Origin of the sequence: Bradyrhizobium sp. (genome assembly GCF_036735945.1) — a bacterium.
Taxonomy (GTDB): domain Bacteria; phylum Pseudomonadota; class Alphaproteobacteria; order Rhizobiales; family Xanthobacteraceae; genus Bradyrhizobium.
Map to the genome: position 1 here is coordinate 103,911 of NZ_DAINNI010000004.1, position 12,462 is coordinate 116,372.

The 12,462-nt window shown below is 61.5% G+C and carries 11 protein-coding genes and 1 pseudogene; 5 read left to right on the forward strand and 7 right to left on the reverse strand.

The features are described 5' to 3' along the window. Positions 1-44: 44 nt before the first annotated feature. Positions 45-914, reverse strand: coding sequence for an SDR family oxidoreductase (locus V7E26_RS02915; protein WP_324413295.1), 870 nt, complete (start codon positions 912-914; stop codon positions 45-47). Between the two features lie 170 nt (positions 915-1,084). Between V7E26_RS02915 and V7E26_RS02920 the strand changes: the two genes are divergently transcribed. Further along, the gene (locus V7E26_RS02920) at positions 1,085-1,933 is read left to right on the forward strand and encodes an enoyl-CoA hydratase/isomerase family protein (protein ID WP_324413297.1); all 849 of its coding nucleotides are present in this window, start codon (positions 1,085-1,087) and stop codon (positions 1,931-1,933) included. Positions 1,934-1,935: 2 nt separating this feature from the next. On the opposite strand, the gene V7E26_RS02925 is transcribed toward V7E26_RS02920, so the two are convergent. Beyond that, the gene (locus tag V7E26_RS02925; RefSeq protein WP_324413299.1) at positions 1,936-2,736 is read right to left on the reverse strand and encodes an enoyl-CoA hydratase/isomerase family protein; all 801 of its coding nucleotides are present in this window, start codon (positions 2,734-2,736) and stop codon (positions 1,936-1,938) included. Positions 2,737-2,793: 57 nt separating this feature from the next. Then, positions 2,794-3,675, reverse strand: coding sequence for an SDR family oxidoreductase (locus V7E26_RS02930; protein ID WP_324413302.1), 882 nt, complete (start codon positions 3,673-3,675; stop codon positions 2,794-2,796). Between the two features lie 281 nt (positions 3,676-3,956). Between V7E26_RS02930 and V7E26_RS02935 the strand changes: the two genes are divergently transcribed. Beyond that, positions 3,957-4,475: a MarR family winged helix-turn-helix transcriptional regulator gene (locus V7E26_RS02935; protein ID WP_324413304.1), complete on the forward strand. Its 519-nt coding sequence runs from the start codon at positions 3,957-3,959 to the stop codon at positions 4,473-4,475. 136 nt (positions 4,476-4,611) lie between these two features. On the opposite strand, the pseudogene V7E26_RS02940 reads toward V7E26_RS02935, so the two are convergent. Then, a pseudogene (locus V7E26_RS02940) lies at positions 4,612-5,436 on the reverse strand (Bug family tripartite tricarboxylate transporter substrate binding protein); the annotation flags it as partial. Positions 5,437-5,733: 297 nt separating this feature from the next. Between V7E26_RS02940 and V7E26_RS02945 the strand changes: the two are divergent. Next, positions 5,734-6,744 carry an NADP-dependent oxidoreductase gene (locus tag V7E26_RS02945; RefSeq protein ID WP_324413306.1) on the forward strand — a complete coding sequence of 337 codons (1,011 nt, stop codon included), beginning with the start codon at positions 5,734-5,736 and terminating at the stop codon, positions 6,742-6,744. A gap of 116 nt (positions 6,745-6,860) precedes the next feature. Here V7E26_RS02945 and V7E26_RS02950 read toward each other — a convergent pair whose 3' ends face one another. The 3 genes from V7E26_RS02950 to V7E26_RS02960 all read right to left on the reverse strand — a co-directional run bounded on the left by V7E26_RS02950 (position 6,861) and on the right by V7E26_RS02960 (position 9,731). Next, the gene (locus tag V7E26_RS02950; RefSeq protein WP_324413308.1) at positions 6,861-8,078 is read right to left on the reverse strand and encodes an ABC transporter substrate-binding protein; all 1,218 of its coding nucleotides are present in this window, start codon (positions 8,076-8,078) and stop codon (positions 6,861-6,863) included. Between the two features lie 151 nt (positions 8,079-8,229). Next, the gene (locus V7E26_RS02955; protein ID WP_324413309.1) at positions 8,230-8,628 is read right to left on the reverse strand and encodes a hypothetical protein; all 399 of its coding nucleotides are present in this window, start codon (positions 8,626-8,628) and stop codon (positions 8,230-8,232) included. A gap of 107 nt (positions 8,629-8,735) precedes the next feature. Then, a complete protein-coding gene (locus V7E26_RS02960) occupies positions 8,736-9,731 on the reverse strand; it encodes an amidohydrolase family protein (protein WP_324413311.1) in 996 nt (331 codons plus the stop codon). A 230-nt stretch (positions 9,732-9,961) separates the two neighbouring features. On the opposite strand from V7E26_RS02960, the gene V7E26_RS02965 reads away from it, so the two are divergent. Both V7E26_RS02965 and V7E26_RS02970 read left to right on the forward strand, forming a co-directional pair. Beyond that, complete coding sequence (locus V7E26_RS02965; protein ID WP_324413313.1) at positions 9,962-11,149, forward strand: NAD(P)/FAD-dependent oxidoreductase; 1,188 nt, start codon at positions 9,962-9,964, stop codon at positions 11,147-11,149. A 31-nt stretch (positions 11,150-11,180) separates the two neighbouring features. After that, entirely contained in the window at positions 11,181-12,452 is a 1,272-nt protein-coding gene (locus V7E26_RS02970; RefSeq protein WP_324413315.1) for an aromatic ring-hydroxylating oxygenase subunit alpha, read from the forward strand. Positions 12,453-12,462: the final 10 nt, after the last annotated feature.

Sequence of the window (12,462 nt, forward strand, 5' to 3'; positions counted from 1 at the left end):
TATTAGTATACCGCGTACGGCATTCGATTGGCGTCCGACTTGCGTCAGGGCGCCTTCTTCAAAGCCTCGGGAAGCCTGGAGCGGTGAAACCCCTCGAAGGGCGCGCTGCGGTTATGCGGCTCGAGCTTCCATGTGGTGCGCGCGTTCGGTGTGCCGCCATCGACGCGGATGCACGAACCCGTGACGTAGGCGGCAGCCGGTGACAATAAATATACGATCGCCGCGGAAATTTCGGCCTCGGTGCCGAACCGCTGCAGCGGCACGCCGGCCGTGAAGTCATGCAGCTTCTTCTGCATTTCGGGCGTGTAGGTATCGAACCCGCTGGACACGATTCCACCAGGGGCGACCGCGTTGACGCGAACGCCCGACGCCGACCATTCGCACGCCGCGGTCTCGGTCAGCGTCAGCATGCCGCCGCGGGCGGCACCGGAATGGGCAAACTCGGGCCAGCCATGCCAGATGTCGGCGATGATATTGACGATGGAGCCGCCATTTGCCTCCATCCAGCGGTTGTAGACTTCGCGCATGAAAATGAAGCCGCCGGTCAGATTGCTGCGGACTACAGCTTCGAAGCCCTTGGTCGAAATCGTCTTCATCGGCGCGCGATACTGGCCGCCGGCATTGTTCACGAGCCCGTCGATGCGACCATAGGCGCCAAGCACCGCGTCGATCGCCGCGACAACCATGGCTTCGTCCCGGATATCGCAGACATGCGTGAGGACCTTCCCGCCGTCCTCCTCGATCTCCGCCTTCACGTCCGCCAGCTTCTCAGCCGTGCGCCCCAGGATCGCAACATTGGCGCCGAGCGCCACCAGTTCGTGCGCGGTGCAACGGCCGATCCCGCTGCCCCCGCCTGTAACGATGATCGTATTGCCCTTGAAGAGGTCCGGCCTGAAGACCGACTGATACGGCATCGCATTCTCCAAAGTGACGGGCCCGACCAGCGGCCTCGCGCCATCAGAAATTAGTACACTATATTATTATATGATGTATTCTGTTCCGCAAGCGCTTTGCAAAGCGCGGGGACAGAGTGTCCGGCTGCCAAACGATCTGGAACGGCCGGCCTGTTTCTGGATGACGCGCCGTGACATTCTATTTCCCGATCGCTAATGATGCCTGGGGAACGAACATGGATAAATTCACGACGATCGCCATCGAACAGCGTGACGCCATTGAGATCGTCACGCTGAACCGGCCTGACGCACGCAATGCGGTAAACCCGAAAATGGCCGACGAATTGATCGAGTATTTTGCCGGGCTTCATGACCGCCTTACTGCGCGGATTATCATACTCAGAGGCAATGGGAAGGAGTTTTGCGCGGGAGCCGAATTGGGTTCGGACGCATTCATCGCGCCGGGGAACGGCCGACCGCAGCGGCAGCTCGCCATGCAGCAACGTTACTCGCGGATCATCCGCCTGATGCGAAGCTGCCCCCAGCCAATCATTACGCTGTTGCACGGCGCAGCCTGTGGTGCTGGATTCTCTTTGCTTCTTGCCTCCGACGTTCGCTTCGCTACGCCGACGGCAAGGATGAACGCCGCTTACATTCGTGTTGGCGTCGGTGGCTGTGATATGGGATCCGGCTATTTGTTACCGCGGTTAATCGGTCTCTCAGTCGCGTCGGAGCTGTTGCTCACTGGGCGCTTTCTCGGAGCGGACCGAGCCAAAGCCCTAGGACTTGTCAGCGACGTCGTTGCAAATGACAAATTGCTCGAAACCGGGCTCGCCTTTGCCGCCGAAATGGCCCGCAACTCGCCAATGGGTCTTCGCCTGACCAAGCAAACGCTCAACGCCTTGATCGACGCGCCCGGCATCGACGCCGCGCTCATGATCGAGGACCGCCAGCAAGTGATGCTGCTCGAAACCAGCGACCATCAGGAGGCGGTCGCAGCATTTCGGGAGAAGCGCGATCCTGCATACAGGGACCAATAGCACTAATTCCCTGCAAATTTCGGTTTGCGCTTCTCCCTGAAGGCCTTCACGCCTTCTTGGGCATCCGCAGTTCGTGAGATCGCCGCCAGCGTTTGCGCCTCGTCTTCGAGCTGGCTCTCGATGGAATTGTTGAGCGTCTCCAGGAACAGGCGCTTGATCCCGCCATAGGCTTCGGTCGGCCCCGAAGCCAGTTCGCGCGCGATCTTCTCTGCCTCTGCAACGACCGCGTCGTCGTTCACCACATAGTCGACCAATCCCGCAGCCAGCGCGGCTTCGGCATCCATCGTTTCCGCCATCATAAAGAACCGTCGGGCACGAGCCACGCCAATGCGCCGTGTCACCGTCGTCGTCGAGCCGCTGTCCGGCGTGAAGCCGATTTTCGCGAATGCCGAAGAAATGCGTGCCGACTTTCCGATCACCACCAGATCGCCCGCGGCCATCAGCGAGACGCTGCCACCTGCGACGTTGCCCTGCACGGCGATAACGACCGGCGCCCGCATGCGGACCATTCGCACGATGGCGGCATGCAGATCGGCCGTCCACGATTTGATCGTCACTGGGAGCGCGGCGCCGCGGGACGCAAGTGCCGCCAGATCGCCACCGACACTGAACAATCTTCCGCGCGCTGAAATCAGCACTGCGCGGACATCGTCACGCTCGCTCAGTTCGGCCATGCAAAGCCCGAACTCGCGGCAGAAATCGCCATCGATCGGGTTGCCGCGATCGGGCTGGTTGAGAACGATATGCGCGAGGCCATTCTCGATCGTGCATTCGAAACTCGTGGTAGCGATGGCCAGACCCATTTGCGACCCTCCCAGGCGTCCTTATTGAAGATGCCTTCGAAGACGACGAAGGCGAAATCAGGCCGAGCGGCCTTGCTTTTCCTTGCGCGTGGACGCCTGAATGGCCTCCCGCGCTCGCTGCCAATCCTCCGACGACAGTTTTGAGAGCCCCGCGAACGTGCTCGGCGCGGCCAGGTGATGCCCGCCATCGATGCTGATCGTATCGCCGGTGATGTAGCTGCAGCCATCCGACATCAGGAAGATCATCAGATTGCGCAGTTCATCCATCTTGCCGAAGCGGCGTAGCGGAACCTCGTCCGCCTGGGTCGCACCAACCCCGGTTTCCGCCAGCGGGTTGAGCTTGTCCCAGGCGTTTTCGGTCGGAAACGGACCCGGTGCCACCGCGTTCACGCGAATGCCCTTCGGTCCCCACTCGACCGCCAGCGACATCGTCATCGCATGAACCGCGGCCTTGGCCATCGCCGCCGGCACCACATAGGCCGATCCGGTCCAGACCCAGGTGACGAGATTGCTGATGATCACGCCGGGAAGACGTGCGGCAATCCAGCGCTTGCCGCACGCCTGCGCGGCATAGAATGAACCGTCCATGACAGTCGACCGGATTGCCTCGTAACCTCGCGGCGACAGGGTTTCCGTCGGCGCCAGGAAATTGGCGCCCGCATTGTTAACCAGTCCCGTGAGAGGTCCGGTGGCCCAGATATCCGTCATCATCTTCTCGATGCTGTCGGGGTCGCGAACATTGGCGATCAGCGCGTCGGCCTGACCGCCCGAACGCGTGCGAATTTCGCCCGCCGCCTGCTCAAGAATTTCCGGCCGGCGCCCGCAAACGAAGACATGGGCGCCATGTGCGGCGAAGCCCACCGACATCTCCTTGCCGAGCCCAGTGCCACCGCCGGTCACGAGGATACGCTTTCCCTTGAGGACATCGGGGCTGAACATGAAAGTAGATCCTCTGATTCGAACCGTCAGAGCGGTCCGGTGGGGCCATTGAATCAAATTAATACACTACTGTACTTAATTTGTAAATCATTCTCATCCCGGCGAGGAGCCGCATTGCAGACGCTGGATAGGCCAGAATCTAGGCAATTCAAGCCGGTTTGTGGGGATTTCATGCCGGTGGCCAGATGCGGCCAGATAGGCCGCGACGAGCGTTCCTTTGAAAATACGCTGGTGTATGATATCAGTTGAATCGCCCCGGCTTCTGACGAGGAAAATACGACATGGTCGACCAGCCCGACTGGGATCTCCGACTAGGCTACCTCATTCATGACGTCTCACGGCTGCGCCGGATGATGTTCGATCGCGCCCTTGCCCCGCTTGGCATCACGCGGTCGCAATGGTGGGTGCTCGCATTCATTTCGCGCAAGGACGGGCTGCCGCAAACCCAGCTCGCCAACGAACTTGACGTCGGAAAGGTCGGCGTCGGCGCATTGATCGATCGCCTGGAATCGTCCGGTTTTGTGCTTCGGCAGGCAGACCCGGTCGACCGCCGCGTCAAACGTGTCTTCGTGACCAAGCAGGCGCGGGGGTTCCTGGAAAAGCTTCGCAAGGAGACCGACAAGTTCAATGCCCAGCTCACTAACGGAATCGACCGCAAGGCATTGGAGGCAGCGTCCGACGCCTTGCTGGCGATGAAGCACAATCTGCTGGCGATGTCCGATGGCAACGCCTTGCCGAGCGAGGTCGAAGAAGACACCGCCAAGAAGAGCAAGCCGCGGAAGAGCAGGAAAGCGGCGTAGCTGCTTTCTCCCTTCTTTGCCGGGCACCGCATCGATCGCTAGCGATGCCTACGACATTATTCCTCCCGTGACTCGTCTTTACGCTGGTCATCTGTACCGCCGCGTTACTTCTTTCGATTTTCGCGGTCTCGACGATCTCAGCCCAACGCTTTGTGTCAGCTTCCTGGAACGCGGCCAGTTCCTGCGGCGTCGAAGGAAATGGCGTGGCGCCGATCGTGGCCAGATATTTTCCGGCGCCGTTGACGTAATCCGTGACCAGGGCGTTGAGTCTCGCAATGATTTCAGGCGGCGTCCTGGCCCGCACGAACACACCGACCCAGGCGGTCAGTTCATAACCGGGCAACCCGCTCTCCGCGACGGTCGGAACATCCGGCATCGTCTCGAGCCGCTTCGAACTGGTCACAGCGAGCGCCCGCAGCTTGCCATCCTGCACCAGGCCTTGCGCGCTCGCCGGATCGGCGAAGGCGCAATCGATCTGCCCGGCCAATATGTCCGTCAAGACCTGCGGCATGCCGCGATACGGCACATGCTGCATCTCGACGCCTTGGCGATACCTGAACAGTTCTGCAGCGCCCCTGCTCGACGTATTGCCGCTTCCAAAGGACAAGGGCTTTTCGCGCGTCTTCGCCAGCGCGACGAATTCGGCGATGCTTTTGGCCGGAAAATCCGACTTCACCGTCAGCATCATCGGAATGGTCATGACACCCGCTACGGGAGCGAAGTCCGCCTTGGGGTCATAGGGCAGCAAATTGAACAGGCTGACATTTGCCGCCTGGGTCGAATTGGTGGTGACAAACGCCGTGTAGCCGTCCGGCTCCGCCTTTAGCACGGCTAGTGCCGCCAGATTGCCGTCCGCGCCCGGCTTGTTTTCGACCACGACAGTAGCGTTGGTCGCGGCACGAATGCTTTCAGCCAGATGCCGCGTCACGCTGTCGGTTGCGCTGCCGGGTGGAAACGGCACGATCAGCGTGATGCGCTGGGAGGGATAGGGCTCGGCGGATGCAACCGAAAAGGCTGCCGTCAGGACGAAGAGAACGGCGAGAATGCCCCGCGCAACATAGGCTCGCAATTTGCCGTCCTCCCCGTTATTGTTTAGACCGCGCCACCGTCAGATCGACCCAGACATCCCGGCCTTGCTGAATATCGTACACATATGTACTATTCCTGAGTGGCAATGCAAGCCGGATTGGGCATCCAACCGCTCGTTCGAAGCCGGACCACTGAACTCGTCGTCACGTCTCACGGGAACCGTTGGAATATGAAGAACAATCGCAATCGCCAGGTCATCCTGAAATCCCGCCCGGCCGATATTCCCCAAGCCGACAATTTCGAGATCGTCGAATCCGACGTTCCCGATCTGCGCGACGGACAGATCCTGGTGCACAACATCTATCTCTCGGTCGAACCTGCGATGCGCGGCTGGGTGAGCAGCGTCGCCAACTATTCGGAGCCGGTGCGGATCGGCGAGGTGATGCGCTCGTTCGCGGCCGGCGAGGTGCTGCAGTCGAGCCATCCCGACTTCAACCCAGGCGACAAGGTCATGGGCCTGTTCGGCTGGCAGGAATTCGCCGTGGTTGGACCGGCTGCGGTCACGCGAAAGGTTGGAGAGGCCGACCTTCCGCTTTCACTGTCGCTCGGGGTGACCGGCATTAACGGCGTGACCGCCTATTTCGGACTACTCGATGTCGGCCAGCCGCGCCCCGGCGATACGGTAGTCGTATCGACGGCGGCCGGTGCGGTGGGCTCGGCGGTTGGGCAGATTGCCAAGATTTCCGGCTGCCGGACCGTCGGTATTGCCGGTGGACCGGCCAAGGTCGCCCAATGCCGGGACTTGTTCAGCTACGACGCTGCGATCGATTACAAGCGCGACGACCTCGCTTCCGCACTCGGCGCGGCCTGCCCGAACGGCGTCAACGTCTATTTCGACAACACCGGGGGAACGATCAGCGACACGGTCCTGCGTCACCTCGCGGTCGGCGCCCGCGTGGTCATCTGTGGAACGGCGTCGGTTGCGAGCTGGGATCCATGGCCCAGCGGGCCGCGCGCCGAGCGTCACTTGCTGGTGAAGCGCGCGCGGATGCAGGGTTTCGTCATCTTCGACTACGCGCCCCGGTTCGAAGAGGCCCGCATCCGGCTGGCCCAGTGGATTCGCGATGGGCGGTTACGCTATTGCGAGGACATTCTGGACGGCATCGAACACGCGCCGGGAGCGATCGCCGGCTTGTACCGCGGCGAGAATGCCGGCAAGCGGCTGATCAGGATCCGCTGACATCCTGCATCAAATCATCAATACCGGCAAAGCATCCAAACGACGCGGCCCGGTCGTCAGACCGGGCCGGTTTCGATTTACCTGAACGCCTTCAAATAAAGACTTCCGCAGGTTCCCTACTTCGCCGATGCCGACGTGCTGGGTTCCTCGATCAGCTTCCATGACGATCCCTCGAACTTCGCCATCCGCAGCGATTCATAGGGCGCGTAGTCCTGCGGCGTGGTGTTGAGCTGAACCCCCGGCAGCATCATCTTGAAGCGCGTGCCCTTCATGTTGGTGGCCTGCTTCAGGAGGTTTTCCCGCGTCAGATCGTCTCCGCACTTCGTGATCGCCTGGACGATACCCTGCACGTTGATGTAGCCGGACAAGGCGACGAAATCGCCGGGATTGTCGCTCGGCACCCACTTCTTCATGAACTCCACATATTCCGTCACTTCGGGATCACTGGCCCAGGCCGGATCACCGGCCTGTTTGGTGAACTGCGTCGTGATGATGCCCTGCGCGTTTTCGAAGCCGGCCGGCTCCAGCACGGTCTTGACCGAGTTGGTCGGGCTCGCGAGGAACTGCAGCGGCGTCCAGCCCGTCTCCTTCACCTTGCGCAACCCCTGCGCCGTGAACTTCGGCGTCGAGAAGTACAGCAGGGTATCAGCGCCGGAATCCTTCAGCCGCACGATCTGAGAGTCGATGGTTGGTTCGGTGATCTCGTAAGCCACCTCGGCCACGATCTTGGTCTTGTCGCCGAGCGTAGCCTTCAGGCCGACCAGGAAATCCTTGCCGTAGTCGTCATTTTGATAGAGCACGGCGACCTTGGCGGCCGGCTTGTGCTTGCGGATGTATTGCCCGAACGTTTTCCCTTCCATCTCGAAGCCCGGATACATCGGTACGCTCCAGGGGAAGCTCTGCGGGTCGGCGAACCGCCGGCCACCGGCCGAAATAAAGATGTGCGGCACCTTGGCGCCGTTCAGGTATTTCTGGATCGCGACGTTGGGCGTCGTGCCGACGGTGCCGACGTCGGCCAGCACGCCGTCATCCTCGACCAGCTTTCGCGTCTGTTCGATCGCCTTTGGCGGACTGAAGGCGTTGTCGAGCGAGATCAGGTTGATCTTTCGGCCATTGATGCCGCCGGCCTCGTTGACCATCTTGACGTAGCCGGTCATCACGCGGCCATAGCTGGAGAACGCCGATGCCGGACCGCTATAGGGTACCGTTTGCCCAAGCTTGATCTCGGTATCGGTTACACCAGGCCCGTATTTCTTCTCGGCAGCCGAAAGACCGCCGGCCGCGCCGAAAGCCACCGCGGCGACCACGGTCGCCAGGCCAAATTTCCGGATCATGTTTTCTCCCTGTGCTCTGCCCGCTTGGCGGATCTCAAATTTAATTGGTACACTAGCAAACTATTTTTTGCCTTACAAGCAAGTCAGCCTGTTTCTTTTGTCGCAGTCCCCCGCCAGCTCATTGACGCTGCACCAGGGCCTGCCTGTCCCGCTAGTCGCACGCCCTGGACTCGCCTTGGGTTTCCTGCAGTTCGATCCTGTCGATCTGCGCGAACGATTCTCCAGCGATATCAACGTCGACTACAAAATTCATGGGATCGGCATGGCCGCAGATGACGTCGGCGAAATGCCATTCCGCCACCGCGAGCACCCGATCCCTGGCCATCACCGCGATCTTGAGCGGATACCTGGCGCCAACTCCGCGTGCGCTCTGATAGCCGTCGGCGATGCAATAAAGCTCAAGCCGCACCTTGCCATCAACCACATGCTGAACCGAAACCTCGATGTCGCAAAAGCCGAACGCGGGATCGTCGCGCGAACCCTCCGCATAGAAATAGAAGGCGCCGATGGTGCCATGCGCGCACGGTCCCAATGCGCGGTCGCGCGGCACCTGCGGGTCCGGCCTCGCCGGCGTGCGCGGCGGAAGGAGTCCGAGCGAACAGAACTGACGGTAGGAATAGCAAGTAGCCAGAACGACCTCCCTGTTTCAGTGCGGCCTCACGCCGGTGCCTTGGCATTGAGACCCAACAATCGCTTCGCATTGCTTGCAAACGTCTCGCGCGCGATGCCCAGCGCTCGCTCGGCAAACTCCACCGGACGATCCTGCTTGATCGTGAACGGATAATCCGACCCTGCGACAATGCGATCGTTGCCAACCTTGGTCACCAGGTAGTCCAGGGCGACATCGTCATAGAGGATGGTGTCGTAATAGAATGACTTCACCATCTCGCCGGGATCACGCGGGAACAGGCCATCCAGGGGCGGCCCGATGGTCCGGGCATGCCGCAGCCGCGGCAGGATCCAGGGCAGCGCGCCACCGCCATGGCTCAGCAATATCCGCAACTTCGGAAAGCGCTCGGTCACGCCATTGGTCATCAGCGACACCGCGGCAAAAGCCGTCTCGAGCGGAAAGGCCGCGACCGCCGCCAACTCCGGTCGGCCACCCATCCGATCGAGACCGAGCGGATGCAGCGGATGGATCATCACCGTCAGCGCCGCCTCCTCGGCCGCGGCATAGACATCGTGCAGCCGTGCATGGCCGAGCGGAGTGCCGTTGATGTGGCTACCGATTTCGAAGCCGCGAAGACCGAGCGATTTAAGTTGATCCAGTCGCTTGATCGCGAGCGGAGCATCCTGCATCGGCACCATGCCGATGCCGACGAATTTCCCGGGATTGGCATTGCACAACTCCGCAATGCCCTCATTGATGCATCGACACAGCATGTCGGCATCCGCAGCCGGAAACCAGTGTGACAGCAGTTCCGGCATTGGCGAGACCACCTGCACGTCGACATCATCATCCGCCATGTCATCGATGCGGCGGCCGGCGTCCCAGCTTCTGGAATCGATGACGCGGAACACCTTACCGCCGACCATGACCGCTGCGCCGCCATCGCCCTTGCGTTCGATCGAAGGCCAAAGCGGGTTGCGTCCGGGCTCCGACGGAATGCTGCGCGGAACGAAATGGGTATGGGTATCAATGGCCTCGGCCACGCGTTTCCTCGGAACTGTTTTGTACCGCGCTAGTCCCCGCCAACATTCTCCGGGCGGATTTCGCGATCTTACTTTACAAGCAGGTTGGACTGTTTTTAATATGGATGCAATCGAAGAATGGACGCGGCATGGGTTGGCGGATCTAGCCCAACCGATCTGAAAAAAAGCGCGGCGATCAAGGCCGCGTCCGGGAGCGAAAGCAGAAATTGGCGGCGCCAATCGAAAACATTGTGATTGCGGGAGCGGGCCAGGCTGGCGGCCGGGCGGCGGAGGCGTTGCGCGCCCGCGGCTTTCAAGGCGCCATCACCGTCCTCGGCGAAGAAGCTCACCCGCCCTATGAGCGGCCACAACTATCCAAGGCAATGCTGCACAGCCCGGACGCGTCGGTGACCTACATCAAGCAGGCCCGCGATTGGAGCGACGTCCTGAACGTGCGGCTCGAAACCGGTGCGGCGGTCATCGATGGCGACGCCGACCGCCGCACGGTGACGACGGCGGATGGCCGTTGCTTCATCTTCGATCGCCTGCTGATCGCGACCGGAACGCGGCCGCGCAAGCTCGCCGCGCTGGAAGGCTCGGGCATCGAAATCCAGTACCTTCGCAACGTCGAAGACGCTTTGCGCTTTCGCAGGTCCGTTCAGCACCGGTCCCGCATCGTCATCGTCGGCGGCGGCGTCATCGGATTGGAAGCGGCCTGCGCGGCTGCCAGGAACGGATGTCGCGTCACGGTCATCGAGAACGAAACGAGATTACTGGCCCGGGCATTCCCTCCCCTCGTCAGCGACCTCGTTGCCGCAAAGCATCGCAGCCATGGCGTTGCGTTCGTCTTCGGCGCGACTGTGACCGGGGCGACGCTTGCTGGCGTCCAACTCAGCAACGGCGAAACGATCGAGGCGGATCTGGTGCTGGTCGGCATTGGCGTCGAGCCGGTGCCGACCGTGGCCGAACGACTGGGACTGCCGTCACAGGGCGGGATTGCCGTCGACGCCTGCGGCCGCACCGAAGCGTCCGACGTGTTCTGCGCCGGCGACGCCGCCCTGCAATGGAGCCGCTGCCACGGCCGCGCGATCCGCGTCGAGACTTGGGCAAATGCCCAGAATCAGGCGATCTCGGTCGCCACGAACATGATCGGCGAGACCAAGGCGTACAACGATCCACCCTGGTTCTGGACCGACCAATACGATCTGAACATCCAGGTCGCCGGCGACATGCTGGACAGCGATCACATCGTTCGCGGCGACGAACGATCGGGAAAATTCTCGGTCATTGCCATGCGCGGCTCGGACGTAGTCGGCGCACTATCGGTCAATGTCGCCAAGGAGATGGCGATGCTGCGACGCGTGATCGCGGCGAACGCCAGGCCGTCGCGCGCTGACCTCGAATCTCCCGCCTACGATTTGCGGGCCGCGTTGAAATGACTAACAAAGAACCTTCCAGGGAGAGACAGCAATGAACGCGTTCCAACGGATGAATACCGCGCTCATGGTCGACGAGCAGAAGCAGATATTCAAGGTCTCGCGCCAGACCTTTGTCGATCCCGACATTCTGGAAGCCGAGCGCGCGCGGATCTTCGACAAGTGCTGGCTCTATCTCGGCCACAGCTCGGAACTGCCCAAGCCCGGCGACTTCGTCACCCGCCAGGTCGGCGGCCGCAGCATCCTGTTCGCGCGCGACGCCAAGGGCACGCTGCGCGCCATGCTCAACACCTGCCCTCACCGCGGCGCACAGGTCTGCCGCGAAAAGCATGGCAACGCCAAGTCCTTCCAGTGCTTCTATCATGGCTGGGTGTTCGGCCTCGACGGGGCGCTGCGCAGCCAGCCAGGCGAAGCCTCCTATGCGCCCGATTTCAAGGAGCGCAGCACGTCCAACATGCAGCAAGTCGCGCGCTTCGACGGCTATCGTGATTTCAACTTCATCTGCTTCGACCGGAACGCCGAAAGCCTCGACAGCTATCTCGGACCGGTTAAGGAATATCTCGACGTTATTGCCGATCAGGCTGAAACCGGAATGACCGTGGTCGGCGGCACGCAGGAATATTCGATGCGCGCCAACTGGAAACTTTTGACCGAAAACTCGATCGACGGCTATCACGCGCTGACCACGCATGCGACCTACTTCGATTACCTGAAGGCCACCAATGGCGGCCTCGCCCCTGTGCCGCTGGAAGGCGCCGCGCGCGACCTCGGCAACGGGCACGCCGTGCTCGAATACAAGGCCCCTTGGGGCCGGCCGGTTGCTCAGTGGATCCCGATGTGGGGCGAAGACGGCAAGCGCGAGATCGGCCGGCTGTACCAGGGACTGGTGCAGCGGCATGGCGAGGAGCGCGCAAACCGCATCGCGCTCTATAACCGCAACCTGTTCGTTTTCCCCAATCTCGTTGTCAACGACATCATGGCGGTGACGATACGGACCTACTATCCGCTGGCCCCTGATTTCATGAACATCAGCGCGTGGGCGCTGGCCCCGAACGAGGAGACCGATTGGGCCCGCAAATACCGCCTCTACAATTTCCTGGAATTCCTGGGCCCGGGCGGCTTCGCGACGCCAGACGACGTCGAAGCCCTCGAGCAGTGCCAGCGCGGCTTCCGCAATTCCGCCGAGGCGCAATGGAACGACATCTCCAAGGGCATGGGCAAGGAAACGCCGGCCTATGACGACGAACTGCAAATGCGCGCGTTCTGGTCGAACTGGAACAAGCACGTGTTCCAGGCAGCGGTTTGAAGCAGGAGCC